24 protein-coding genes, 1 rRNA gene, 1 pseudogene and 1 riboswitch are annotated in these 22,558 nt (G+C 70.2%); of the genes and pseudogenes, 16 read left to right on the forward strand and 10 right to left on the reverse strand.

What is annotated here, in order from left to right; translation table 11 throughout:
• A 23S ribosomal RNA gene (locus tag V3W47_RS10295) occupies positions 1-283 on the reverse strand; the annotation flags it as partial.
• A 220-nt stretch (positions 284-503) separates the two neighbouring features.
• Between V3W47_RS10295 and V3W47_RS10300 the strand changes: the two genes are divergently transcribed.
• Positions 504-1,247, forward strand: coding sequence for a phosphodiester glycosidase family protein (locus tag V3W47_RS10300; RefSeq protein WP_331825124.1), 744 nt, complete (start codon positions 504-506; stop codon positions 1,245-1,247).
• Positions 1,248-1,365: 118 nt separating this feature from the next.
• Here the strand turns inward: V3W47_RS10300 and V3W47_RS10305 are convergent, their stop codons facing one another.
• Positions 1,366-3,672, reverse strand: a complete 2,307-nt coding sequence (locus V3W47_RS10305) for a DUF937 domain-containing protein (RefSeq protein WP_331825125.1) — start codon at positions 3,670-3,672, stop codon at positions 1,366-1,368.
• Positions 3,673-3,978: 306 nt separating this feature from the next.
• On the opposite strand from V3W47_RS10305, the gene V3W47_RS10310 reads away from it, so the two are divergent.
• Both V3W47_RS10310 and V3W47_RS10315 read left to right on the forward strand, forming a co-directional pair.
• Positions 3,979-4,737, forward strand: a complete 759-nt coding sequence (locus V3W47_RS10310; protein WP_331825261.1) for an NAD-dependent epimerase/dehydratase family protein — start codon at positions 3,979-3,981, stop codon at positions 4,735-4,737.
• Positions 4,738-4,745: 8 nt separating this feature from the next.
• A complete protein-coding gene (locus V3W47_RS10315) occupies positions 4,746-5,135 on the forward strand; it encodes a RidA family protein (RefSeq protein WP_331825126.1) in 390 nt (129 codons plus the stop codon).
• An 8-nt stretch (positions 5,136-5,143) separates the two neighbouring features.
• On the opposite strand, the gene V3W47_RS10320 is transcribed toward V3W47_RS10315, so the two are convergent.
• Positions 5,144-5,338 carry a hypothetical protein gene (locus V3W47_RS10320; protein ID WP_331825127.1) on the reverse strand — a complete coding sequence of 65 codons (195 nt, stop codon included), beginning with the start codon at positions 5,336-5,338 and terminating at the stop codon, positions 5,144-5,146.
• Between the two features lie 150 nt (positions 5,339-5,488).
• Between V3W47_RS10320 and V3W47_RS10325 the strand changes: the two genes are divergently transcribed.
• Entirely contained in the window at positions 5,489-6,448 is a 960-nt protein-coding gene (locus tag V3W47_RS10325; protein ID WP_331825128.1) for an aldo/keto reductase, read from the forward strand.
• A 1-nt stretch (position 6,449) separates the two neighbouring features.
• On the opposite strand, the gene V3W47_RS10330 is transcribed toward V3W47_RS10325, so the two are convergent.
• The gene (locus tag V3W47_RS10330; RefSeq protein ID WP_331825129.1) at positions 6,450-7,151 is read right to left on the reverse strand and encodes a HepT-like ribonuclease domain-containing protein; all 702 of its coding nucleotides are present in this window, start codon (positions 7,149-7,151) and stop codon (positions 6,450-6,452) included.
• Positions 7,152-7,265: 114 nt separating this feature from the next.
• Here V3W47_RS10330 and V3W47_RS10335 point away from each other — a divergent pair, with 114 nt between their 5' ends.
• The 3 genes from V3W47_RS10335 to V3W47_RS10345 are packed head-to-tail and all read left to right on the forward strand — an operon-like array spanning position 7,266 to position 9,009.
• Positions 7,266-7,664, forward strand: coding sequence for a 4'-phosphopantetheinyl transferase superfamily protein (locus V3W47_RS10335; RefSeq protein WP_331825130.1), 399 nt, complete (start codon positions 7,266-7,268; stop codon positions 7,662-7,664).
• On the forward strand, positions 7,664-8,482 hold the full coding sequence (locus V3W47_RS10340; RefSeq protein ID WP_331825262.1) for an HAD family hydrolase: 819 nt from the start codon (positions 7,664-7,666) through the stop codon (positions 8,480-8,482). The genes V3W47_RS10335 and V3W47_RS10340 overlap by 1 nt, the downstream gene beginning before the upstream one ends.
• Before the next feature lie 35 nt (positions 8,483-8,517).
• The gene (locus V3W47_RS10345; RefSeq protein WP_331825131.1) at positions 8,518-9,009 is read left to right on the forward strand and encodes a hypothetical protein; all 492 of its coding nucleotides are present in this window, start codon (positions 8,518-8,520) and stop codon (positions 9,007-9,009) included.
• A gap of 309 nt (positions 9,010-9,318) precedes the next feature.
• Here the strand turns inward: V3W47_RS10345 and V3W47_RS10350 are convergent.
• The 4 genes and pseudogenes from V3W47_RS10350 to V3W47_RS10365 form a co-directional block, all read right to left on the reverse strand.
• Positions 9,319-9,987 (reverse strand): annotated as a pseudogene (locus tag V3W47_RS10350) (MFS transporter); the annotation flags it as partial.
• Positions 9,981-10,850 carry an MFS transporter gene (locus V3W47_RS10355; protein WP_331825263.1) on the reverse strand — a complete coding sequence of 290 codons (870 nt, stop codon included), beginning with the start codon at positions 10,848-10,850 and terminating at the stop codon, positions 9,981-9,983. The pseudogene V3W47_RS10350 and the gene V3W47_RS10355, both read right to left, overlap by 7 nt.
• A 101-nt stretch (positions 10,851-10,951) precedes the next feature.
• Entirely contained in the window at positions 10,952-11,422 is a 471-nt protein-coding gene (locus V3W47_RS10360) for a MarR family winged helix-turn-helix transcriptional regulator (protein WP_331825132.1), read from the reverse strand.
• 50 nt (positions 11,423-11,472) lie between these two features.
• Positions 11,473-11,937: an NUDIX domain-containing protein gene (locus V3W47_RS10365; RefSeq protein ID WP_331825133.1), complete on the reverse strand. Its 465-nt coding sequence runs from the start codon at positions 11,935-11,937 to the stop codon at positions 11,473-11,475.
• Positions 11,938-11,984: 47 nt separating this feature from the next.
• Positions 11,985-12,101: riboswitch (TPP riboswitch) on the forward strand.
• A gap of 56 nt (positions 12,102-12,157) precedes the next feature.
• On the opposite strand from V3W47_RS10365, the gene V3W47_RS10370 reads away from it, so the two are divergent.
• From V3W47_RS10370 to V3W47_RS10395, 6 genes are all read left to right on the forward strand, one after another.
• Positions 12,158-13,189: a thiamine ABC transporter substrate-binding protein gene (locus V3W47_RS10370; RefSeq protein ID WP_331825134.1), complete on the forward strand. Its 1,032-nt coding sequence runs from the start codon at positions 12,158-12,160 to the stop codon at positions 13,187-13,189.
• 465 nt (positions 13,190-13,654) lie between these two features.
• Positions 13,655-15,193, forward strand: a complete 1,539-nt coding sequence (locus V3W47_RS10375; protein ID WP_331825135.1) for an ABC transporter permease — start codon at positions 13,655-13,657, stop codon at positions 15,191-15,193.
• 37 nt (positions 15,194-15,230) lie between these two features.
• Positions 15,231-15,494 (forward strand): AbrB/MazE/SpoVT family DNA-binding domain-containing protein, encoded by a 264-nt coding sequence (locus V3W47_RS10380; protein ID WP_331825136.1) that lies wholly within the window; start codon positions 15,231-15,233, stop codon positions 15,492-15,494.
• On the forward strand, positions 15,491-15,823 hold the full coding sequence (locus V3W47_RS10385) for a type II toxin-antitoxin system PemK/MazF family toxin (protein WP_331825137.1): 333 nt from the start codon (positions 15,491-15,493) through the stop codon (positions 15,821-15,823). Before V3W47_RS10380 ends, V3W47_RS10385 begins: the two co-directional genes overlap by 4 nt.
• The gene (locus tag V3W47_RS10390; protein WP_331825138.1) at positions 15,820-16,797 is read left to right on the forward strand and encodes an ABC transporter ATP-binding protein; all 978 of its coding nucleotides are present in this window, start codon (positions 15,820-15,822) and stop codon (positions 16,795-16,797) included. The genes V3W47_RS10385 and V3W47_RS10390 overlap by 4 nt, the downstream gene beginning before the upstream one ends.
• Positions 16,794-17,414 carry a thiamine diphosphokinase gene (locus V3W47_RS10395; protein WP_331825139.1) on the forward strand — a complete coding sequence of 207 codons (621 nt, stop codon included), beginning with the start codon at positions 16,794-16,796 and terminating at the stop codon, positions 17,412-17,414. Before V3W47_RS10390 ends, V3W47_RS10395 begins: the two co-directional genes overlap by 4 nt.
• 54 nt (positions 17,415-17,468) lie before the next feature.
• On the opposite strand, the gene V3W47_RS10400 is transcribed toward V3W47_RS10395, so the two are convergent.
• Entirely contained in the window at positions 17,469-18,845 is a 1,377-nt protein-coding gene (locus tag V3W47_RS10400) for an alpha/beta hydrolase family protein (protein ID WP_331825140.1), read from the reverse strand.
• Positions 18,846-19,051: 206 nt separating this feature from the next.
• Between V3W47_RS10400 and V3W47_RS10405 the strand changes: the two genes are divergently transcribed.
• Complete coding sequence (locus tag V3W47_RS10405) at positions 19,052-19,723, forward strand: hypothetical protein (RefSeq protein ID WP_331825141.1); 672 nt, start codon at positions 19,052-19,054, stop codon at positions 19,721-19,723.
• 453 nt (positions 19,724-20,176) lie between these two features.
• Here V3W47_RS10405 and V3W47_RS10410 read toward each other — a convergent pair whose 3' ends face one another.
• Positions 20,177-20,692 carry a tetratricopeptide repeat protein gene (locus V3W47_RS10410; RefSeq protein WP_331825142.1) on the reverse strand — a complete coding sequence of 172 codons (516 nt, stop codon included), beginning with the start codon at positions 20,690-20,692 and terminating at the stop codon, positions 20,177-20,179.
• Between the two features lie 76 nt (positions 20,693-20,768).
• On the opposite strand from V3W47_RS10410, the gene hemL reads away from it, so the two are divergent.
• Positions 20,769-22,127, forward strand: coding sequence for a glutamate-1-semialdehyde 2,1-aminomutase (hemL, locus tag V3W47_RS10415; RefSeq protein WP_331825143.1), 1,359 nt, complete (start codon positions 20,769-20,771; stop codon positions 22,125-22,127).
• A complete protein-coding gene (locus V3W47_RS10420; RefSeq protein WP_331825144.1) occupies positions 22,124-22,552 on the forward strand; it encodes a CoA-binding protein in 429 nt (142 codons plus the stop codon). Before hemL ends, V3W47_RS10420 begins: the two co-directional genes overlap by 4 nt.
• Positions 22,553-22,558: the final 6 nt, after the last annotated feature.

Here is a 22,558-nt window from a genome sequence, read left to right on the forward strand (position 1 = left end):
TCCTACAACCCCGGAGGGTGAACCCTCCGGTTTGGGCTGATCCGTGTTCGCTCGCCGCTACTGACGGAATCGATGTCTCTTTCTCTTCCTCTGGGTACTGAGATGTTTCAGTTCCCCAGGTTCCCTCCCACTTGCGTGGGTCCCCCTTGCGGGGTGGGTTTCCCCATTCGGAAATCCCCGAGTCAACGCCTCTCTCCGGCTCGTCGGGGCTTATCGCAGGTAAGCGCGTCCTTCATCGGCTCCAGTGCCAGGGCATCCACCGTGGACCCTTGCTATCTTGACCCTTCCTCTTCACACACCCAGGCTCCGCAGAACCTGGGCGTGAACAACGCTATTTCTCGCACACCTCTTCGCTTGTCATGCTCCGCGCCTCAACTGAGGCTCAGAAAAGATACAGGCCAAGTTCAGAGCTGTCAACTCCCCCTCGACCCGTAGGTGAAGAGGCGTGGTGAGCGGCCTTACCGTCACCCGGACCTCATGGCAGGCGGGCATCATCGGCGCTGATGAGGTCCCTTCGCCCACGCGCCCTGCTGGCCGCCGCCCTTCTCTCCGCCCTCACCGCGTGCTCGGGAGCCGGGGGACTGGCGGTGGAGCGCGTGGAGGCTGGAGGGCGGCTATACACGGTGGCAGTGGTGGACCTGCGGCGGGACACGTTGCGGCTGCACTGGAAGGACCCGGCGACGGGGGAGCCTTACCGCACCCTCCGGGCCGTGCGGGAGCGAATGGGCCGGACTGGACAGAACGTCGGGTTCGCCACGAACAGCGGTATCTACGCGCCGGGACCGAGACCGCTCGGACTGCATGTAGAGAATGGGCGGACGCTGGTGAACGTGAACAACGCGCGTTCGGGGGGCAATTTCGCGCTGCTGCCCAACGGCGTCTTCTGGGTGAAGGGCGAGCGGGCGGGCGTGACGGAGACGCAGGCCTACCGCCGCCTGAACGTGGCCCCGACCTACGCCACGCAGTCCGGGCCGCTGCTCGTGCAGGGGGGTCGCCTGCACCCGGCCTTCAACCGAGGCGGGACGAGCTTCAAGGTGCGGAGCGGCGTGGGCGTGTGCCGGGACGGGCAGGTGCGCTTCGTGGTGAGCGCCGGGCCGGTCAACTTCTACACCTTCGCGGTGTTCTTCCGGGACACGCTGGGTTGCCCGGACGCCCTCTACCTCGACGGCAGCATCAGCGCCTACGCGACGCCGGGAACCGACACGCAGTTCGCGGATTTCGCGGGCATCTGGACGGTGAGCCGCTAACGGGGTGGGTCGCCGGTCGTCAGGTTCCAGTCGCCAGAAGAACAGGGGCAAGAGAAGGAGGCCATCCCCGGTGGAACGGCCCCCTCATTCCTCATTGCTCGGCACTCGTCACCTGCTCCTATGGACGAACTGTCAAATTCACCACGCTCAGCGGCTCGGCCTGCGGGTCGTTCAGCGGGCGGACCTCGTAGGTGACGCGCCCCACGCCGGGGCGGCTCTGGTAGCTCCAGCCGCAGGAGGGGTCAAGGCGAATGGTCCTGGTGCCGACGACGCGGGAGCCGCGCCGGATCGTGACCTGGTAGCCCTGGCCCTGACCCTCGCCACCGAAGCGGAAGGGCTGAGTGACCGTCTGGCCGTCGCCGATGCTGAGGGTGTAGTCGCGGGTGCAGGCAACGGTGCTGTCCGCCGCGTTGAAGGCCTGCACCGTGACCTCCACGCGGGCGAGTTCGGGAGTACCCGCCCCGTAGAGCGTGTAGGCGTGGGGACCCTCGCCGGGGCTGGGCACCGCCAGGCTCCAGGTGCCGTCGGTGCCCACGGGTACACTGCCGAGGCTGGTGTCGTCCTCCAGCACCTGCACGATCTGGCCGGGAACGCCCGTGCCGCGCAGGGTGAAGCCCCCGGCGGGCAGGGTCGCCCCCGAGGTGGGGTCGCTGATGGTGTAGTCGTCGCTGGCGGAGGCACCGGACGCTGTGCCCGCGTCGGTGCCTCCCGAAGCGGTGCCGCCCGTCGTGTCCCCCACCGCCGCACCCTCCCCGCCCGCGCCGCCGGCGTTCGTGCCACTTCCCTCCGCACCCACGTTGACGTTGACCTCGCCGCTGGTCGCCCCATTTCCGCCGCGCACCTCGTAGGTCTGCTCGCCCGGCGCGGGGGCGGGGACGGTGGCCTGCCAGGTGCCGTCGTCCCCGACCTGCGTCGTGGCGACCTCCTGACCATCACTTCGAATGGAGAGGGTGTCGCCCGGCGTCCCCTGCCCGGTCATGGTGAACGCGGCGGCGGGGACGCTCGCCCCGGCGGCGGGCGTGGTGACGGTGAGGCCGCCGGCCTCCCCTCCGGCCCCGGTCCCAGTCCCGGCGACGGTGGGCGTGGACGGACGCTGGGTCAGCAGGTAGCAGCCCCCCAGCAGCAGGAGCAGCAACGGCACCCACCACCAGCCCACGCGCCGCCGCCCGTCCGAGGTGGGCGGCGGAGGAGTCGGGGCGGCCTGGACAGGTGTCGTGCCCGGCGCGGTGCGGGCGACGAGCCGTTCCCCGGCGGGGGTGGCCGTCGTCGGGATGGTGACGGTGGGCGCGTCGGCCCTGAGCAGCGGCGCGAGGCTGGACATCCCCGCCGGGAGCAGGCCCGGAAGTTGCCCCTCCAGGTTTCCCAGCAGCGAACTGAAGCCGGACGCGTTCAGGCCCGCCGAGCGGGCGCGGCCCACGACCAGCCCCAGCACGAGCGGCGTGAGGAGGGCGAGCAGCCGCCCGGTGTTCTCCCCCGAACCGCCGATGGCCGATCCCAGGCGGCCCCGCACCCGGTCCGCGTCGCCGAAGAGGGTGCCCAGCAACCCCCGGCCCTGCCCCTCGATCTGCGCGACGCGGGCGGGATCGTCGAGCAGGTGGGGGTTGAGTTCGCCGTTCGGCTCGGCCAGCCGCTCGAAGTCGCGCGTACGGTCGAGGAAGGTGCCCGCTCCCGCCTCAGTGCGGCCCCTCTGGACGAGGCCGCCGAGAATGACGGGCAGCGCGGCCTGCGTGGCGCGGGTGGCCGAGGCACCGCTGAACCCCGCCAGCGTGCCGAGGCGGGTGGCGGTGGTGCCGCCCAACTGCGAGCGCAGAACCTCGACCAGCGCCGGGGCGGTGAGTCCGGCGGCGGCTCCGGTGGTGGCTCCGGTGGCAGGCGTGGGGCCAGGAGTCACGGTGGGCGGAGTGACCTCCGGTGGCGTGATCGTCGGCGGAACGATGGTCGGTTGGGAGGTCACGACGATGGTCTCGATGGGAGCTTTCCCCGCTCCCGCTGTCAGATTCCCGAGGTCCCCGGCCCCCACGCCGCGCTGACGCAGGAAGCTCAGGAGCAGGGGGAGAGCCATGTCGAGGAGGTTCTGTATGGCGGCGGGAGAGGAAGTGCCCGCCACCTCCCGCGCGATGGTTCCCGCGCGCTCCCCCAGCAGGGCGGGGCCGAGAAGCCCTCCGGCCTGTTGCAGGGTGTCCGCCCCTCCGGGTTCACCCAGCGCCGCCCCCACGCCCCCGAAGGCGGGCAGGCTTTCCATCGCCTCGGTGAGTTGCTCCCGTCCCCCCGGCGTGCGGGCATGGTCGGCGAGGGCGGCGAGTTGGCGGGGCAAGCCCTCGCGCAGGGCGCGTTCGGCCTCGGCCCCGCTCAGGCCCGCCGCACGCCCCAGCCGCTCGGCGTCGGCGGGACCAAAGTACGTTTGCAGCAGCTCGGTGACGTTCATTCCTCACTCCTCACGGGAAGGCGGCGTTCAGTCCGTCCCACTCCAACGAATCCCGCGCCGCACCGGGACCTCATCTGTGGACACCTTAACGCGCCGGGGGGCCGAAATGTGAGGAAGTTCAGGTGAGCGGCACGATGGATTTCCTGCGGAGGTCGCAGAACCCCATGCTCTCGCCCTCGGCCTTCTGCATCCTCAGCATCCACCCTCGCAGGAGGTCTAATGGACTGACATGACCTTCTTCTCCCCTCCCCCCTTCCTCCCACGCCGCCTCCTGATCACCAGGACGCCGGAGCAGTCGGCAGCGCCCTGCGCGATTTTCTCCCCGACGATTCCACCGTCCTGCGCCTGATCGACGTGCGGGACCTCGGGGACGCGCGACCCGGCGAGGAACTCGTAACCGCCGACCTGACAAGCTCCACTGAGATGCGGGCCGTAATGGAGGGCGTGGACGCCGTGATCCACCCCGGAGGAATCGCCGGCGAGGACACCTACGGGCACATCCGGGACGTGAACGTGGACGGGACCTATGACGTGCTGAAGGCCGCGCGGCAGGCGGGGACGCGGCGGGTCGCCTTCGCCTCCAGCATCCACGCGGTCGGGCTGTACCCGCGCACCGATCTCATCGGGCCGGAGGTGCCCGTGCGCCCCGACACCTCCCACGGGGTGAGCAAGGTGTACGGCGAGGCGCTGGGGCGGATGTACGCGGAGAAGTACGGCGTGACCTTCGTGAGCGTCCGCATCTGCTCCTTCCGGCCCAGGCCGCGCGACACCCGGCACCTCAGCACGTGGCTCTCCCCGAGGGACGCCGCCCAACTCTTCGCCCGCGCCGTGACCGCGCCCCCCGAGGTTTTGCCGCACGGCTTCCGCAGCGTCGCGGGCATCAGCGGAAATGCCCGGCGCTGGATGACCCCGGAGAGCTGGGACGCGCTGGGCTACGTGCCCCAGGACGATGCCGAGAGCCACGCCGCCGAGGTCGAGAGCCTGCGCGGGGACCCCGACGACCTCACCGAGCAGCGGCAGGGCGGGGTCTTCGTCTCGCCGAACTATCGGGGACGGACGGGGTAGGCTCCCCCATGAGACGGAATATCGGCGGTTCCTCCCCCTGGGAGGCCGTGGTCGGCTACTCACGCGCCGTGCGGGCGGGGAACGTGATCCACGTCGCGGGCACGACGGCCACCGTGAACGGCGAGGTCGTGGCCATGGGGGACGCCTACGGGCAGACGCGCGTGATTCTGGAAATCGTCCGGCAGGCTCTGGAAGCGGCGGGCGCGGGCCTGGAACACGTCGTCCTCACGCGGATGTACGTGACCGACATCTCGCGGTGGGAGGCCGTCGGGCGGGCACACGGGGAGGTCTTCGCGCACATACGCCCCGTCTCCAGCATGGTGCAGGTGGCGGCCCTGATCGACCCCCGGCACCTCGTGGAGATCGAGGCGGAGGCGGTGGTGCCGGAAGGGACGTGACCGCCGCTTCAGGCCGTGAGGCGTGGGGCGCTGAACGCCCGCTGCCGCATCAGCAGCCCGAACCCCACGCTCTCGCGCGGAAGGCGACCGACGGCGTTCAGCGCCCGCAGGGTGGGCAGGTGGTACAGCTCGCCGTCCTCGCCGCGCACGATGTCGGCGGAGTCGTAGGGAACTACCTTGAGGGCTTTGCTCGTGGGGTCCATTCGCTCTCCTCCTCGCCCGCCGCACCAGATGAAGGGCTTCTTTATCTGAGCTTTATTATCCCAACGCTTCCTTTCGTCCTTCTGACAGGGGTGGCACCGATCTAGACGAAACTTCCGGTCCCTCGGCGCGGCTGCGGAGCATATGGGGCGATGACTCCTCCCCTGTTCCCGCCCGCCGACGTGCGGCTCGGCCTCGGTCTCGCCGCATTGGGACGGCCCGGCTATCTCAACCTGGGGCATGGGGTGGACGTGGGCGCTGTCAAGGACGTGGACGCGATGCGGGCGCAAGCCCAGGGCGTTCTCGATGCGGCATGGGAGGCGGGCGTGCGGTACTACGACGCGGCGCGCAGTTACGGTGAGGCCGAGGCGTTCCTGGGCGGCTGGCTGCGGGAGCGCGGGCACCGCACCGCCGTGGGCAGCAAGTGGGGCTACACCTACACGGCGGGCTGGCGGGTGGACGCCGAGCGGCACGAGGTCAAGGACCATACCGCCGCCACCCTGGAGCGGCAGTGGCCGGAGACCCTGGAAGCATTGGGCCAACAGCCCGACGTGTACCTCATCCACTCCGCGACGTTGGAGACGGGCGTGCTGGAGGACGAACGGGTCCTCGCCCGCCTCGCCGAACTCTCGCAGGGGGGCGTGCGCGTCGGCCTGAGCACGAGCGGACCCACGCAGGCCGAGACGCTGAGGCGGGCATTGGCCGTACGGGTGGACGGCGTGAACCCGCTGAGCGTGGTGCAGGCGACGTGGAATCTGCTGGAGCCGTCGGCAGAGGAGATGCTGGCCGAGGCCCACGCGGCGGGCTGGGCTGTCGTCGTCAAGGAGGGGGTGGCAAACGGGCGGCTGACCTCACGTGGGACGATTCCACCCGCCCTCGCGGAAGTCTGCGCCGACCTGAGCGCGACCCCGGACGCCGTGGCCCTCGCCGCCGTCCTCGCGCAGCCGTGGGCGGACGTGGTGCTCAGCGGGGCGACGACGGGCGAGCAACTGGAGAGCAACCTCGCCGCTCTGACGGTCAACCTCACGCCCGCCCAGCTCGACGCCCTGCGCGGTCTCACGCAACCTGCGGTGGACTACTGGCGGGAGCGGTCGGCGTTGACGTGGACGTGAGCTACTCCTCCTGCCCGTCCGCGAGGGCCTGAAGCGCGGGGCGCAGGGCCGGGAGGTCCACCCGCGCCGTGTGCCACACGAGGGCCGGGTCGATGCCGAAGTAATCGTGCGAGACGAGGTTGCGGATATCACGGAGCAGCACCCACGGCACCTCGGGATGACGGTCCTGCACGGACTGGGGCAGGAACTTCGTCGTCTCGCCCAGCCGCGCGAGGTTGCGGAGCACGGCGTCCCGCGTGCGCTCGTCGGCGAGGAAGGTGGTCAGGGTATGGTCCCGCGTGTAGGCGGTGATGCGGTCCACGGCGTCCAGCAGGTCGAAGACCCGCCAGCGCCAGCGTTTGGCCCGGTGGAGAATGGGAAGTGGCGCGGGCACGGCGAGCACGTCCACCGCGTCGGCCAGAATCTCGCCACGCAGAGGAGCTTTGAGGGCACCCTCCGTCATCACGTCCACCCGGCGGCCCACCAGCTCCTCAAAGACGGCACGGGCACGCATCAGGTCAAGGAGGCCGACTGCCCGTCCCGGCGCGAAGTCCACGAGCAGGTCCACATCGGACGCCGCCCCCGCCTCGCCGCGCGCCACCGAGCCGAAGACCCGCACGCGCTCGACTCCGACGGCCCGCCACAGCGGTTCATTCTCCCGCAGCACCCCGGCGACGGTGGGCAGGCGCAGGTCGGGGAAGAGGGGCGTGGGAGGGGGCGTCATCGGGGACAGGATAGGGCGGTGGGTTGCAGGAGGGGGAAGTAGGCAGGGCCGGTCGTTGCATCATCCCTCCCCCACACGCCACAAGCCACACGCCCCATGTCACCATCTTCCCTGATGATCGTCGCCATCGGACATGACCTGATCGAGATCGAGCGCATTCGCGGGATGCTGGCGCGGGAGGGGCGGCGGGCGGAGAAGCTGTTCGCCCCCGCCGAACTCGCCTACTGCGCGCGGCTGGCCGACCCTGCCCCCAGCCTCGCGGCCCGGTTCGCGGCGAAGGAGGCGTTTCAGAAGGTGTGGCCGCGCCCCCACGGCTGGCGGGACGTGTGGGTGGAGCGCGAGCGGACGCCGGACGGACCGTTCCCCTTCGCGCCGCCTATCCTCGGTTTCGCGCCCGAGATCGCGGCGGAACTGGAGGCGCGCGGCTGGGTCGCCCACCTCACCCTGACCCACACGAAGGAGCACGCCTCGGCGGTCGTGGTGCTGGAGGCGCAGCGAGAGGGTAAGGGGTGATCCGCCTCATCGCCACCGACCTCGACGGCACCCTCCTGCGGCCCGACCTCAGCGTGAGTGCGAGGACGCGGGCGGCGCTCGACACGGCGAGGTCGGCAGGCATCCACATCGTTCCCGTCACCGCCCGGCAACCACGGGGCCTGCGCCTCATCGCGGAGGCGGCGGGCTTCACCGAGTACGCCCTGTGTGGGAACGGCGCTTACGGCATCCACCTGGGCACAGGCGAGCTGCTGTTCGAGTCCCACGTCAGCGTGGCGGCACAGCGGGCGCTCGCGGAGGCGCTAGCCGTCCGGGTGCCCGGCGTCCTCTTCGTCAGCGTGCGGGAGGGCGGTGAGGTCTTCGTGGCGCAGGAGGGGTACGCGGCCATCACCCACTTTCAGGACCACAAGCGGGAGCCGGAGGGGCTGGGCCTGCACACGCTGGACGACGTGCTCGCCGCCCCCAGCCTCAAATTCATCGTGCGGCACGCGACGTTGACCCCGCGTGAACTGCTCGCCGAGTTGCGCGCCCTGAACCTCGGCGGCTTCGCGGTGACGCATTCCGGTGCCCCCTTTCTGGAGGTGCTGGCCGAGGGCGTGAGCAAGGCATGGGGTCTCGCCCTGCTGTGCGAGCGGCTGGGGATGCGGCGGGAGGAGGTCCTCGCCTTCGGGGACGCCCCCAACGACGCCGAGATGCTGGCGTGGGCCGGGCGCGGCGTGGCGATGGGCAATGCGGAGCCGGAGGCGATGGAGGCGGCGGACGAGGTGACGCTCACCAACGACGAGGACGGCGTGGCCCACGTGATCGAACGGTTAATGGCCCAAACGTCGCCCCGCTGACACCCGCCGGGAGAGGCGGACGCCTACGCTGGGGCATGAAGCCCCGCTCGCTGCTGTTCGCCGCGCTGCTGGTGTGCGCGTCCCTTCCCGCCCTCGCGCAGACGACCCCGGCCACTCCGGCCCCGGTCGCCCCGGTTCCAGTCGCCCCGGCACCCGCCACCGCCGCCGAGCGTCAGGCCCTCACGCGGGGGCGCGAACTCATCGCCGACTTCTACGCGTTGCGGGTGGAGCGGGTGTGGCAGGCGTTCACCACGCAGGCGCGGGCCGACTGGGGCACCCTGAACGCCTTCCGGGCCTTTCGTGAGGCGGGGGTGCAGACCTACGGGGCCGAGAAACGGATGCTGCGCGAGCGGACCTTCACCGACGACGGCGTGACCTACTACGTCCGCAGCGCGACCTTCGAGGGCGACACGCGCAACGTCTGGGCGCTCGTCTTCGGCTTCGACGCGGTGGGCCGGGTGGGCGTCTTTGCCATCGCCGCCGAGGGCGAGCAGGAGCCGGAGCGGGTGGCGTTCGCCGGGCGGTGACTAGACCTCCTGCGAGAGGAGTCGGCGAGGGGCGCAGAAGGTCGAAGGCAGAAGGCGAAGGCTCCTGATGGTGGCCTAGTGCTCTTCGCCTTCTGCGACTGTTGCAGGACAGTCCAGAGCAGTTGACGCCACAGCAGTTGACGAAAGAAGAAAAGAAGAGTTGTCACCCTGAGCGCCGCGAAGGGCCTTCCGTCACACGCTGGGGGATGCTTCGCCGCGCTCAGCATGACGGTGTTCTTCTGTCAAACGCTTTGATGAGACGAGGGACGCCCCCCGTGTGGAAGCGTCCCCCTCACGTCGTGACGATCCTCAGTCGGTGGCGGGTGCCATATCTCCCTCACGCGGGGCCGAGCGCCCGGCGAGGGGCCGTTCGGGCAGCGCGAGCATGACGAGGAAGGCGAGGCCGACGAGCACAGCCGCGATCAGGAACACGTGGTCGATTGCGGTCGCCATCGCGCCCCGCAGGGCCGTCAGGATGGGGCCGAACAGGTCGGGGGTGCCGAGCCGTGCCAGGGCCTCCTGAAGCTGCGCCGTCGCCTGCGGGCTGGTGAGGAGGTTCGGGCTGGCGAGGGCGTCCTGAACGGCGGCGGGAAGCGCCTGAGCCTGCGCGGGCAGCCGGGCGGCGAGCTGCGAGGCGAGCTGCGCGTTCACGAGCGCCCCGAAGAGGCTCACCGCCAGCGTGCCGCCGATCTGCCGGAAGAACTGGTTGCCGCTCGTCGCGCCGCCGAGTTCGCGCCGGGGCGCGGCGTTCTGCACCACGAGCGTGAGCTGGCTGTTCACCGGCCCCAGCCCCACGCCGAGCAGCACCATCAGCCCGGCGGCGACCCACAGCGGCGTGGCCGTACCCAGCGTCGAGGACAGGCCGAGGGCGACCGTGGCGACGAGCGCGCCGCCGAGGATCAGGCCCTTGTAGCGCCCGGTCCGGCTCACGAGCTGGCCGCTCAGGGTGCTCGTCACGATCATCCCGAACATCAGCGGCGCGAGGGCGAGACCGCTGCCACTCGCGGAGGAAGCCTTAGCGGCGCGAGGGCGAGACCGCTGCCACTCGCGGAGGAAGCCTTCACGCCCTGCATATACAGCGGCAGGTACAGCACGGCGGCGTACATCCCCGCGCTCGTGAGGAAGCCCGCCAGCGAGGCGAGGGCGATGGCCGGGTCGCGCAGCAGGCGCAGGTTGAGGATGGGCCGTTCCTGCGCGCGGCTGTGCCACACGTACCACGCGCCGAGCGCCAGCGTCGCCCCCAGCAGGCCGAGGATGCGGGCGCTGTCCCACGCGTAGGTCCCCCCGCCCCACGAGAGCGCGAGCGTCAGGGTGGTCACGGCCCCGCCGAGGAGGAGCGCCCCCAGCCCGTCGAAGTGCCCCCTCGCGCCAGGCGCGGGCAGCCGGAAGAAACGCCAGATGAAGAACAGCGCGAGCACCGCGAAGGGCAGGTTCACGAAGAACACGCTCCGCCAGCCCAGGTGATCGGTGAGGAAGCCGCCCACGAGCGGCCCCACCACGCTGCTCACGCCCCAGACCGCGCCCGTGTAGCCCTGATACCGTCCGCGCTCGGCGGGGGTGAACAGGTCCGCGATGGCCGTGAAGCTCATCGCCATCAGGGTGCCGCCGCCGATGCCTTGCAGGGCACGCAGCGCGATGAGCTGCCCCATGTTCTGCGCGAGGCCCAGCAGCACGCTTCCCAGCGCGAAGACGGCGATGCCCGCCAGCAGCAGCGGACGCCGCCCGTAGCGGTCGCTCACGGTGCCGACGATGGGAATGGTGATCGTGGTGGCGAGCGAATACGCGGTGAAGGCCCACGCGTACAGGTGGAAGCCGCCCAGATCGGAGATCACGCGCGGCATGGCGCTGCCGACCACCGTGAGGTTGAGGCTCGACAGGAACAGCACGGTCAGAATGCCCACGAAGGCGAGCGTCTTCTCGCGGGCCGAGAGGGTCAGGGCGTTCACGACAGCACCTCCTCGCGGGCCGGGGCCATGCCGAGGCGGGCCTCCACCGCCCGCAGCCCTGCGAGCGCGGCGTGAACCTCTGCGGCGGGCAGGTCGCCGAAGCGGGCGCTCACGATGTCCTGTGCGCTTGAGCGGGTGCGGGCGCGGGTCGCCTCGCCCCGCTCGGTCAGCCGCAGCCGTTGCCGCCGCAGGTCGCCGGGGTCCACCACCCGCTCCACCAATCCCAGCCCCGCCAGCTTCGTCACGAGGCGCGTCACCGTCGGCGCGGGCAGACGCTGGCGCTCCGCCACGGCACCCGGCGTCTCCGCCCCGTCCATGATCGCCGCCAGCACGAGAAGTTCTTTGGTGTTCAGGCCCAGCGCCTGTTCCAGCGGCTCGTCCAGCACGTGAAGGAAGCGCCGCGAGAGCCGCAACGTCAGCCGCACGAGGTCGTACAGCTCGTCTTGGGAGTGAGGAGAATCGGTCATTTCGTTTGAAATTATTTCATACGGAAGGACCTATGTGCTTTAGTTCTTCGTTACCTTGCCGGGAACACGCGCACGCCCTCCACCCCATCGAGCTGCTCGGAGAGCCACGCGCCCCGCGTCAGGTGGGCGGCGAGGACGCCCGGCAGCCAGGGCAGGCAGTCCATTGGCAGTGCATTCGGGGCGAACCAGCCAACCTCCGAGGTCTTCTCCAGCGGCGCGGGCACGCCCTCCCACGTGTCGGCAAGGAAGAGGAAGTCCACCCCCTGTACCGGACCGTGGAGACCCTGCACGTCGTAACGGCTGACCCCGAGGGGCCGCAGGCCGGAGGGGAGGACGACCACGCCGACCTCCTCCCACGTTTCGCGGACGACCGCCTCGGCCAGTCCCTCGCCCTGTTCGACCGCACCGCCCGGCAGATTCCACAGCCCATCCGCGACGGTCGTTCCCGAACGCCGCCCCAGCAGCACGCGCCCGGAGGCGTCCCGCAGCACCAGCCACACGATGAGGTAGGTCACGGCCCACTCTAGAACGGCGGCCCGCCCCCCTTGCGCTATGCTGCCGGGTGCGTCACCGGGGGTGCCCACGCCATCAGGCCATCACAGGCCGGGGCGGGGCTGAGAGAGACCCCAGGAACCTGATCCGGGTCATACCGGCGGAGGGAGCGTGATGCGCGGGTCTGCCTCCCACGGCGGCCCGTGTGCCCCTGCCCCTTCGTGACGCGAGGGGGAATTTTTCATGCGGAGACTGATCCTGTTGACGGCGCTCGCCCTGGGCACCCACGCCACCGCCCAGACCACATTGACCGTCATCACCCACGATTCCTTCGACGTGGACAAGCAACTGGTGGCGGGCTTCGAGAAGGCAAATGAGGCTCGCGTCCGCTTCGTGCGGGGTGGGGACGCCGGGGAACTTCTCAACCGTCTCATCCTCACCCGACGCGCCCCCGTCGCCGACGTGGTGTACGGGCTGGACAACTCGCTGCTGGCCCGTGCGAGGCAGGCCGGGATTCTGGAGGCGTACCGGTCCCCCGCCCTCGCCCGCGTGCCCGCCGCCTACCGCCTGGACGAGAAGGGGCTGTTGAACACCGTGAATTACGGCTTCGTGGCGCTGAATTATGACCGCGCCGCCCTTGCCAGGACGGGCCTGCCGCTGCCCAAGACATTGGACGACCTGAAAAAGCCCGAGTACGCCCGCCTGACCGTCGTCTCCTCCCCGGCGACGAGCAGCCCCGGCCTCGCCTTCCTGCTCGCCACCGTGAACCACTACGGCGAGGCGGGCGCGTGGACGTGGTGGCGTGAGGCGCGATTGAGCGGCCTCAAGGTCACGCGCGGCTGGTCGGACGCCTACAACAAGGAGTTCAGCAAGAACGGGGGCCGCTTCCCCATCGTGCTGAGCTACGCGAGCAGCCCCGCCGCCGAGGTCTACTACGCCGACGGCTACGACCCGGCGAGGCTCCCCGCCCAGTCTCCCACCGCCAACCTCCTCCTGCCCGGCAGCACCTTCCTCCAACTGGAGGGCGTGGGCGTGCTCAAGGGCGCGAAGCGACCCGCCCTGGCACGCAAGTTCGTGGACTTCATGCTCTCGGGCGGCGTGCAATCGGACTTCCCCACGCGCATGTGGGTCTATCCCGCCGTGACGGGAACGAAACTCGACCCGGTGTTCGGGTTCGCCCAGCGGCCCGACGTGGCGCAGGTGAAGGCGAGCGTGACCGCCAATCCGCAACGGCTGGTGGACGCCTGGGTGACGAATGTTTTGCGGGCGCGGTGAGGTGAAGTTGGGCATAAATGGGCGTGGCTCGGTCGCCTCGTTCACCCCCTCCCGACCTCCCCCCTCAAGGGGGAGGAGTAAGGGCGTTGCTGGCAGGTGTTGGGCAGTGGGGCCGTCACGTCGCCCCCTCACCCCGGCCCTCTGCTCCGCAGCTCTTCGAGTCACCCACGAGGGGAGAGGGAGCAATAAGAGCCGAAGCTCTTGCTCTCCAAAAACCGTCACTCTTGACGACCAATTCTTGCCCGTGAGCCGACGCCCCATCCCACCACCACGTCGGCTCGCGCAGCGAGACGGTGGGCCTTCCAAACGGCACGCAACAAGATCAAATGTTGCCACGCTGAGAACCCGTCCACACGTGCAGTCAACAGGCCCTTTGCCTAGCGCAGCGCCACTCCCCCTGCCCCCTCTGGGGGTAGGGGGCTGGGGGGTGGGGGCAAACCGTCGCAAGATGCCCCGCCCTTCCCCATGACCCCCTTCCCCTGGCTCCTCGCCCTCCCGCCCCTCCTCTTCCTCCTCTTCTTCCTGGCTCTGCCCCTGACCCGAACGCTTCTAGAAGGCGGTGTCAACCTTGCCATCTGGCAGGACCCCTACTTCACTGGCCGCCTGACGTGGACGCTCGCGCAGGCCACCCTCACCGCCCTGATCGCCCTGATCGTCGGCGCTCCCCTCGCCTACCTCCTGTCCCGCTACAGCGTGCCCGGCAAACGCCTCCTCCTGCGCCTGCTGCTGCTGCCCTTCGTGACGCCGACGCTGGTGGCGGTGCTGGGCATCACGGCCCTGCTGGGACCGCGCGGTTGGCTGACGGCTCTGCTGGGGGTGGACCTGGAGGGAACGCCCGCGCTCCTGATCCTGGGCAACCTGTTCTTCAACCTGCCCGTGATGGTGCGCCTTGCCTATGGGGGCTTCTCGCGCGTGCCACCCGCTCTGACGGGTGCGGCGCGGACACTCGGCGCGTCGGGCCTGCGGGCGGCGTGGACGGTGGCCCTACCGCTCGCGCTGCCAGGGCTGGCTGCTGGCTTCATCCTCGTCTTCCTGTACTCGGCTCTGAGCTTCGGGCTGCCGCTGGCGCTCGGGGGCGAGCAGTACGCGACGCTGGAGGTGGAAATCTACACCCTGACCGCCTATCAACTCCGGCTGTCCGAGGCGAGCGCCCTCATCGCCGGGCAACTCGCGCTGACGCTGACGGCGACGTGGGCCTACGTGCGCCTGTCACGCGGCGGGATGGGCGTGCCTGCCCACGGATTGCCGACCCCACGGGGAAGGGTGGCCGCGCTGCTGTGGGCACTCGTGGCGGTCGTGGTCCTCGTGTGCTTCGGCCCGCTGGTGGCAGTGGCGGCGCGGGGTGTGCTGGGATCGGAGGGACCGACTCTGAGCTACTGGCGCGGCGTGCTGGCCGATCCAGATACACCGCTGCTCATCGGGAACACGGTGCGCTTCGGTCTGCTCGCCCTCCTCGGCGCGACGCTCCTCGGCGGATTACACGCGCTGGCGGCATGGCTGGCCCGCTCGCGTGCGCTCGACCTGCTTTCGCTGCTGCCGCTGATGGTCTCGCCCGTCAGCCTTGCGGTGGGTTATCTCCTCGCGTACCCGGCGCTGTCGGCGACCCTCCCCCTGCTGATCGCGGCGTACACGCTGCTGGGTTTTCCCCTCGTGACGCGCAGCGTGCTTCCAGCCCTGCGTGCCCTGCCGCCACGTCTGCTGGAGGCGGCGCGGACGCTCGGCGCGGGCAGGCGGGCGGCCCACCGGACGGTCACTTTCCCCCTCACCCTCCCGGCGCTACGGGGCGGCGTGGCGCTGGCCCTCGCCACGGTGCTGGGCGAGTTCGGCGCGACGCTGGTGCTGACCCGGCCCGAGTGGGCGACCCTCAGTACGGGGCTGTACGAGCGGCTGGGCCGTCCCGGCGAGCGCAATCTGGGGGAGGCGTGCGCGCTGGCGACCATCCTCCTCCTGCTCGCCGCGCTGAGCTTCACGCTGCTCGACGGCGGGGAGGGGGAGGTGACATGAGACCAGGTGTCATACACTGTCAGATAGGAGGCAGAGGGTGCGCGTGAAATTGAACAAACATGGCAACAGCCTGGGGTTTGTGGTGCCCGCCAGCGTCGTTCGGGAGGGAGGGTTGGAGGCCGGGCAGGAGTATGAGTTGGAGGTGACGGAGGGCGGCGCATTGCACCTGATGCCTACCCACCGCCCCGTCTGGCGTCCTGACCTGAGCATCGACGACCTGCTGGCCGGGCTACCGGAGGAGCCGCTGAAGTACGAGGATGTTCCCGAGTACGTCCCGGTGGGCCGAGAGCTGGACTGGTGAGTACGCCGGAAAGGGGGCAGCTCATCTGGGCCACCTTCGACCCCAGCCTGGGTCACGAGCAGGGAGGACGCCGCCCGGCCCTGGTGGTGAGCAACACTCGGTACAACGCGCGGACGGGTCTGATGATTTGTATGCCGATCACCTCCCAGGCAAAGGGGTATACGACTGAGATCGCGCTCCCACAGACCCTGGGAACACGTGGAGTGGTGCTGGCGTCGCACATCTACACCATGGACTGGCGGGCACGGGATGTTCAGATGATCGAGGCCGTTCCGCCGGAGGTTCTGGCCGCAGCCCTGCAACGTCTGGCCGTCATTCTCCTGCAATGAGTCAGGCTGCTCTCAGTCTCCACCGTCTTTCCAAACGCTTCGGCCCGACCGTCGCGGCGCAGGGCGTGTCCCTCACCGTCGGCGTGGGCGAGACGGTCGCCCTGCTGGGGCCGAGCGGCTGCGGCAAGAGCACGGTGCTGCGCTGCGTGGCCGGGCTGGAGCGCCCCGATGCGGGCCGGGTGGAGGTCGGCGGGCGGGACGTGACGGCGCTGCCGCCCGAGCTGCGGCACGTCGGCCTCGTGTTTCAGGACTACGCGCTCTTCCCGCACTTCAACGTCCTCGGGAACGTCGCCTATGGCCCCCACATTCGCGGCGCGGGCCGGGGGCAGGCCGAGGAGAGGGCGCGGGAGGCGCTGGCCCTCGTCGGGCTGGAGGCGCTGGAGGGGCGGCGGACCACCGAACTCTCGGGCGGGCAGGCGCAACGGGTGGCCCTCGCGCGGGCGGTGGCGACGGGTTCGCCCCTGCTGTTGCTGGACGAGCCGCTGAGCAACCTTGACGAGCCGCTCCGCGCCCGATTGCGGGGCGAGTTGCGCGCCCTCTTCGCCCGGCTGCGCGCTGGAGTCCTCCTCGTCACCCACGACCGCCGGGAGGCGCTGGCGCTCGCCGACCGGGTGGCGGTCATGCGGGCGGGGCGGCTCGTGCAGTTCGGTGCGGCGGCGGAAGTTTTCGCCCGGCCCGCGACCGCATGGGTGGCCGCCTTTCTGGGACACCCGAACGTCCTCGCGCGTGGGGACGGCACCGCCCGGCTCGTCCCGGAGACCGCCGTGGCCCTGGGGGAAGGCGACCTCCTCCCCGTCACGGCGCGGCGGGCGACGGCCACGGGCGCGGAGGTCACGGTGGCGCACTCGCTGGGGCCACTCACCCTGAATCTCAGCGCGCGGGAGGCGGCGGAGGTGGAGGACGATGGGCTGCGGCTCTGGCTGGACGAGTCGCGGGTCCTCACCCTCCCCGACGACCGGGAAGCCCCGGCTTGATCGCGTGGATTCTGGTGGGGGGTCGGCTCGTTCCGACGGACGCGCTGCACGCCCTTCCCCACCCCGACCTCGTGATCGCGGCGGACGGCGGCGCGCGGCACGCTGACGCTCTCGGCGTGACGGTAGACGCCTGGGTGGGCGACTTCGACTCCTCGGACGGCTTGATGTTGGATGCGCCGCGCGAGGTCCACCCCGCTGCGAAGGACGAGACGGACGCGGAACTCGCCGTCCGGGTCGCTCGTGAACGGGGGGCGACCGACCTCGTGTTCCTGGGAGCTTTCGGCGGGCGCTTCGACCACACGGCGGCCCTCGTCCTCGGAGGCGTGCGGCTGGCGCGGGAAGGCTTAAAAGTCCTGCTCCACAGCGGCGACGAGAGCGGGCACCCCCTCCTGCCCGGCGCGGACGTGCGCCTGAGCCTCCCACCCGGAACCACCCTGAGCGTCCTCGCCCTGAGCGACTTGCACGGCCTCACGCTGGACGGCGTGCGCTGGCCCCTGCGCGGCGCGGACGTGTCCCTCGGCAGCGGGTGGACGGTGAGCAATGAGGCGGCGGGTGGGGAGGTTACGGCGCGGCTGGAAGGCGGTCTCGCCCTCGTGACCGTGCTCTGGCCCGAATGAAGAGGGGCGGAGGGGCACCCATACTCGCCCCTCCGCCCGACCCAACCTCTCCTCCTACTGCCCAGTCGCGCAGGCCGCGACACCCTGGCGCGTGCTCCGCGTGTAGGTGCAGCCGTAGTTCGTATTTGCGACCGTGGTGGGCGTGAGCACATCGTCCCCGGCAGGTTTAACGCCCGTCGCCTCCCATTTCACGAGGTCGTTGAACGCCTCCACGATCTCCGCCCCCACGAAGTCGCAGTGGCCGGGCGCGCGAATGGCCCGCTGGACGAGGCGGTCGCCGTTGCCCGCCGCCTGCGCCGCCTGGCGGTACTTCTGCTGGTGGGCGAAGGGCACGTAGAAGTCCCCGAGGGTGTGCAGCGTCAGCACGGGCACGCTGAACTCCCCGTTCACGCGCGGCAGCCAGCGCAGGCCGCCCGGACGGGCGCGGTTCGCGTTCGCGTCGGCGGTCACGCGCAGGATGCTCGCGTTGAAGGCCGTCTCGGCGGGGGTGATGTCGCCCGTCGTCCAGCGGTAGACCGTGCCCACGTTGCCGTAGAGATTCTTGTTCAGGATGCCGTTGATCGTGCCGTCCGAGCCACCTGTGCCGAAGACGGCGTTCTGCAAGCCGCCGACGCGGAAGCCGAGGTCGAAAACGGGACGGTCGCCGCCCGTGAGGTTGCGGGCAATTTCGCGGAGCTTCGCGCCCTGTACGGCGTTCTCCTGCCAGAGCGTGCCCGACGTGCTGTCAAAGAGTGCCGCCTTGATGTCGGGCAGCAATGTCTGGTAGTCGCTCTGCGGGAAGGTCCGGGCACCATACCCGGCGAGTTGCGCGGCAGCGGTGGTGTAGTCGCCGAGCCATTTGAACTCGTACTCCTCGTCCATCACGCCGCACATGGGGAGGGCGGCGGCGTAGTTGACCCGGCTCCGGGCGCTCGCCAGCGTCTCCTTTTCCACGGCGGCCCCGGCGATGTGCCCGCCCATCGAGAAGCCCATGATGAGGTATTTGCCCGGCGTCTGGTACTTGCCGCCCGTCAGCGTGCCAAAGGCGAGCGCCAGCGCGTTGGTGTCCTCCACCCCGGCCCGCACGTCGTAGTAGTTGGCCGAATAGCTGCTCGCCGCCCACGCGTAGCCCTGCGAGATCAGGGACTGCCGGATGGAGGGTGGATCGACCGTCAGCTCCGCGCCCGTGCCCCGGTAGCCGTGGGTGTACATGACGAGCGTGCCGTTCCAGTTGTCGGGCACCTCGATCAGGTAGCCCGCCGGACCCTGAATGCCCGCGTAGCTCCCGCTGTAGAGGGTCGCCCCCTCTATGGCGGTCGTCGTCGGTGCCGTGACGGTGAAGGTGCGGCTGTCCTGGGCGCGCGTCTCGGTAGGGGCATCGGTCAGTCCGCACCCCGCCAGCGCGAGCGTACAGGTGAGGGCAGTCAACGGGCGGAAGAGGTGAACGGGCATGAAACCTCCAGAGGACGAGGAGAGCCGGGTCCACCGAAAGGGAGAACACGGGCGGTGCTGTGCGCCTGGGCGACGCGACTTTGAGCCTGGGATGAGCGTCCGTATTTAAGAGCGCCCGCCGGTCCGCTGTCAACCGAGGTTCGATCAACATGATTCGAAAAGCTCTGCCGGGAACTCCGCTCACCCGCGCCCCGTACTTTGAAGGCATGAGAAGACGTGGTGGGCTGGGATGCGGTTGCCTGGGCTGTGGGGGCGGCACGCTCATCGTGCTGGCGGTGCTGGGGGCGCTGGCGTGGTTCCTCGTGATTCAACCCGTGCGCGGGTTTCTGGCGGGGTGGAATACTCCCCCGGCCCAGACGCAGACGGGTGTTCAGACGCCGGGCCTGCCGAGCGGGAACGCCAACACGGGCACGACACCCACCCCGAGCGGCGACGCGGCCACGCCCCTCACGCAGGCCGACGTGCGGCGCTTCGCCTCGGTGCGGCGCGACGTGAGCACGGCGCTGGGCGGCAGCCTCACCAGCCTTCAGACGGTCTGGACCGACATTCAGAACGGACAGACGCCGAACATCCTCACCATCGTCAACGTGCTGCGCGACGCGGGCACGAGCATTGGCCGCGCCCGGCAGGCCCAGGCCACGGCCCTGTCCCGCGAGGGCATGAGCGCCGAGCGGTACGCCGTCGTCCGCAGCGCCGTCAACCGTGCCCTCGGCGTGCCCAACATCGACTTCGCCCGCGCCGCCGAGGCGTTGCAGTCGGGCCGCCTCCCCGACCTGAATACGACCGTGCAGACGGCCACCGAGCAGGAGCGGAACCTGATCGCCCCCTTTCGGCAGGAGCTGACGCAGACGGCGGCGGTGGGGCTGCTGGGGTTGTAGGGCGGAGGGAAGCGACGCAGGGGCGGGCCGAGGGGTGCCGCCCCTGCTCCTTCCAAGAACGCTTCGCTTTTCAACTGCTGCCCAGACATTAATCTTGAGAAGGTTCTCCTATGGCATATTACACTTCTATTGACTGACCGATATGTAACGGCTCTGCCTTGTTCTTTCGGAGAGCTTCTACTGGCGACTTCCTATTTCTCTTCTGTCCCGAATGCGACGCCATATGGCTTGACCCACAAAGAACTGAAGCGGACGAAGCTCTTCTTCCCGACTCACAGGAGCAATGGCGTATTCCCGGAACTTCCGCCGCACTCAAGGGAGGTCAGGCGGGTTGGGCGATCCTCGAAGAAATCAGGGCGGCAGGCTACGGAGAGATGGTCGTAGGCAACTACGAAGAAAAGGAGTTTTGAGGGCAGAGGAAAGTTGCCGCCGCATAGGAACGCCCTCCCTCGATCAAGCCTCTGGGTCCGTGCCCTCTACCAACTGCCGGGCGTACCGGGCCACCGAACGGTTGTAGCGTGGCAGGAGGGGTGCCAGGGCCGTCAGCGCCACCGCCACCGCCTCGCGCTCGCGGCCCAGGTCGGCTAGCGCCAGCGCCAGAAACGTCGCCACCGCGCCGTCCAACGGGTCGGAGGGCATCTGCGCCTCGGCGGTCAGCAGGGTGACGGCCTCCTGGGGCCGCCCCAGATTGCGGAGCGAGCTGGCGAGCTGAATCACCGCGCGTCGGCGACGCTCGCCCGTCAAACCCACCGTGAGCGCGGCCTCGTACAGCGGCACGGCCTGGTCGGGGGAACCGGTGGAGTCGTGGGCCGCGCCCCGTTCGAACAGGCCCACCGCGCTGTCCGGCGGCAGTTCGGCTGTCAGCGTCGCCATCCTGACGACGAAGGCGAGGCCGTCACCGTCAAAGGTCTCCAATTCGGCCCACAGCGCGGTCAGTCGGCGCTCCCACTCGGCCCCCGTCGCGGTCATCCGTGCAGGATACGCCGCGTCCAACTGTCATCCTCCCCGCCGCCCGCCCCTGTCAGCCTGCCGTAAGGTGGGCGGCATGACGACGCAGACCCTTCCTTCCTCAACGGCACATCCGCCGACCACCCAGAGCGAGGCGCTGTTCGCGCGGGCGCGGGCGGTGACGCCGGGCGGCGTGAACAGTCCGGTGCGGGCCTTCCGCTCGGTGGGCGGCACCCCGCGCTTCATCCGCGAGGCGCACGGCGCGTACCTGACGGACGTGGACGGCACCCGCTATGTGGACTACATCGGCTCGTGGGGGCCGATGATCCTGGGGCACGACCATCCGGCGGTCCGGGAGGCGATCCTGGAGGCGCTGGCGGGCGGCACGAGCTTCGGCGCTCCCGGCGAGCGGGAGGTGAGGCTGGCCGAGACGGTCACGCGGATCACCGGGGCCGAGCGCGTCCGCTTCGTGAACAGCGGCACCGAGGCGACGATGAGCGCCCTGCGGCTGGCGCGGGGGTTCACGGGCCGGAAATACATCGTCAAGTTCCGGGGCAACTACCACGGTCACGCCGACGGCCTGCTCGTGGAGGCGGGCAGCGGCCTGATGACGAACGCGGAGGGCGGCCTCGGTGAGTCGGCCCCCAGCAGCGCGGGCGTGCCGGAGGAATACGCGCGGCTGACGCTGGTGGCCGAGTACAACGGCCCGGCGGGGTTGGACCTCCTGATGCGGGAGCGTGGGCACGAGATCGCGGCGGTGATCTTCGAGCCGGTGGTGGGGAATGCCGGGGTCCTCATCCCCACGCCGGAGTTTCTGGCCGCCCTTCACCGGGTCAAGGACGCCGGGGCGCTGCTGATCGCCGACGAGGTGATGACGGGCTTTCGCCTCTCCATGAACGGGGCGACGGGATTGCTCGGCCTCTCCCCCGACCTCACCTGCTGGGGCAAGATCATCGGCGGCGGGCTGCCCGTGGGTGCCTACGGCGGGCGGGCGGACGTGATGGACTGGGTTTCACCGCAGGGACCCGTGTATCAGGCGGGGACGCTGAGCGGCAACCCGCTGGCGATGGCGGCGGGCCTCGCCACGCTGGAAGTGCTGGAGGGGGACCCGGACGTGTACGCGCGGTTGGAAGCGTACACCTCGCGGCTCGCGGACGGGCTGCGGGAGGCGGCGCGGGAGGCGGGCGTGCCAATCAGCCTCAACCACATCGGCTCCATGCTGACAGCCTTCCATCAGGACGCGCCGGACGGCTCGGTGCGGACCTACGCGGACGCGGCGCGGAGCGACGTTCAATCGTTTGCCGGGTGGTTCCAGCACATGCTCGCGCGGGGCATCTACTGGGCACCGAGCCAGTTCGAGACGATCTTCGTGAGCGCGGCGCACACCGACGCGGAGCTGAACGCCACGCTGGAGGCCGCCCGCGCCGCCTACGCGGGCCTGGGGGCGGGGCGATGACGCGGCTGCAGGGCAATCCCGACGTGGTTCGCATCCTTCGGGAGAACCGGGTCGTCGCCGTCGTGGGCTTCCACCGCGACCCCATGAAGCCCGCCTACTACGTGCCGGAGTATCTGCACCGTCAGGGCTACACCATCATCCCCGTCAATCCGGCGCTGGCGGCGCGCGGCGAGAGCTTCTTCGGGCACCGGGCCGTCTCCACCCTCGCCGAAATCAGCACGCCCGTGGACGTGGTGGAGGTCTTCCGGCGCAGCGACAAGGTGCATGAACACCTCGCCGACATCCTGAGCATGGCCCCGCCGCCGCGCGTGGTGTGGATGCAGCAGGGCATCCGCGATGAGGCGACGGCGCAGGCGCTTACCGCTCGTGGCATTGACGTGGTGCAGGACCGCTGCATGTTGGCGGACCACCGGGCGCTGTTGTGAGAGCCG

Origin of the sequence: Deinococcus sp. YIM 134068 (genome assembly GCF_036543075.1) — a bacterium.
Classification (GTDB): Bacteria; Deinococcota; Deinococci; order Deinococcales; family Deinococcaceae; genus Deinococcus; species Deinococcus lichenicola.

Bases quoted from the DNA above. Each gene is read 5' to 3' on its own strand.
- V3W47_RS10335 (WP_331825130.1), top strand. From the start codon at position 7,266: ATGATCGTCGCCATCGGACATGACCTGATCGAGATCGAGCGCATTCGC.
- V3W47_RS10305 (WP_331825125.1), bottom strand. From the start codon at position 3,672: ATGAACGTCACCGAGCTGCTGCAAACGTACTTTGGTCCCGCCGACGCC.
- V3W47_RS10390 (WP_331825138.1), top strand. From the start codon at position 15,820: ATGAGTCAGGCTGCTCTCAGTCTCCACCGTCTTTCCAAACGCTTCGGC.
- V3W47_RS10410 (WP_331825142.1), bottom strand. From the start codon at position 20,692: ATGACCGCGACGGGGGCCGAGTGGGAGCGCCGACTGACCGCGCTGTGG.
- V3W47_RS10315 (WP_331825126.1), top strand. From the start codon at position 4,746: ATGAGACGGAATATCGGCGGTTCCTCCCCCTGGGAGGCCGTGGTCGGC.
- hemL (WP_331825143.1), top strand. From the start codon at position 20,769: ATGACGACGCAGACCCTTCCTTCCTCAACGGCACATCCGCCGACCACC.
- V3W47_RS10330 (WP_331825129.1), bottom strand. From the start codon at position 7,151: ATGACGCCCCCTCCCACGCCCCTCTTCCCCGACCTGCGCCTGCCCACC.
- V3W47_RS10360 (WP_331825132.1), bottom strand. From the start codon at position 11,422: ATGACCGATTCTCCTCACTCCCAAGACGAGCTGTACGACCTCGTGCGG.
- V3W47_RS10320 (WP_331825127.1), bottom strand. From the start codon at position 5,338: ATGGACCCCACGAGCAAAGCCCTCAAGGTAGTTCCCTACGACTCCGCC.
- V3W47_RS10420 (WP_331825144.1), top strand. From the start codon at position 22,124: ATGACGCGGCTGCAGGGCAATCCCGACGTGGTTCGCATCCTTCGGGAG.
- V3W47_RS10370 (WP_331825134.1), top strand. From the start codon at position 12,158: ATGCGGAGACTGATCCTGTTGACGGCGCTCGCCCTGGGCACCCACGCC.
- V3W47_RS10345 (WP_331825131.1), top strand. From the start codon at position 8,518: ATGAAGCCCCGCTCGCTGCTGTTCGCCGCGCTGCTGGTGTGCGCGTCC.
- V3W47_RS10300 (WP_331825124.1), top strand. From the start codon at position 504: ATGAGGTCCCTTCGCCCACGCGCCCTGCTGGCCGCCGCCCTTCTCTCC.
- V3W47_RS10325 (WP_331825128.1), top strand. From the start codon at position 5,489: ATGACTCCTCCCCTGTTCCCGCCCGCCGACGTGCGGCTCGGCCTCGGT.
- V3W47_RS10400 (WP_331825140.1), bottom strand. From the start codon at position 18,845: ATGCCCGTTCACCTCTTCCGCCCGTTGACTGCCCTCACCTGTACGCTC.
- V3W47_RS10405 (WP_331825141.1), top strand. From the start codon at position 19,052: ATGAGAAGACGTGGTGGGCTGGGATGCGGTTGCCTGGGCTGTGGGGGC.
- V3W47_RS10355 (WP_331825263.1), bottom strand. From the start codon at position 10,850: ATGCCGCGCGTGATCTCCGATCTGGGCGGCTTCCACCTGTACGCGTGG.
- V3W47_RS10375 (WP_331825135.1), top strand. From the start codon at position 13,655: ATGACCCCCTTCCCCTGGCTCCTCGCCCTCCCGCCCCTCCTCTTCCTC.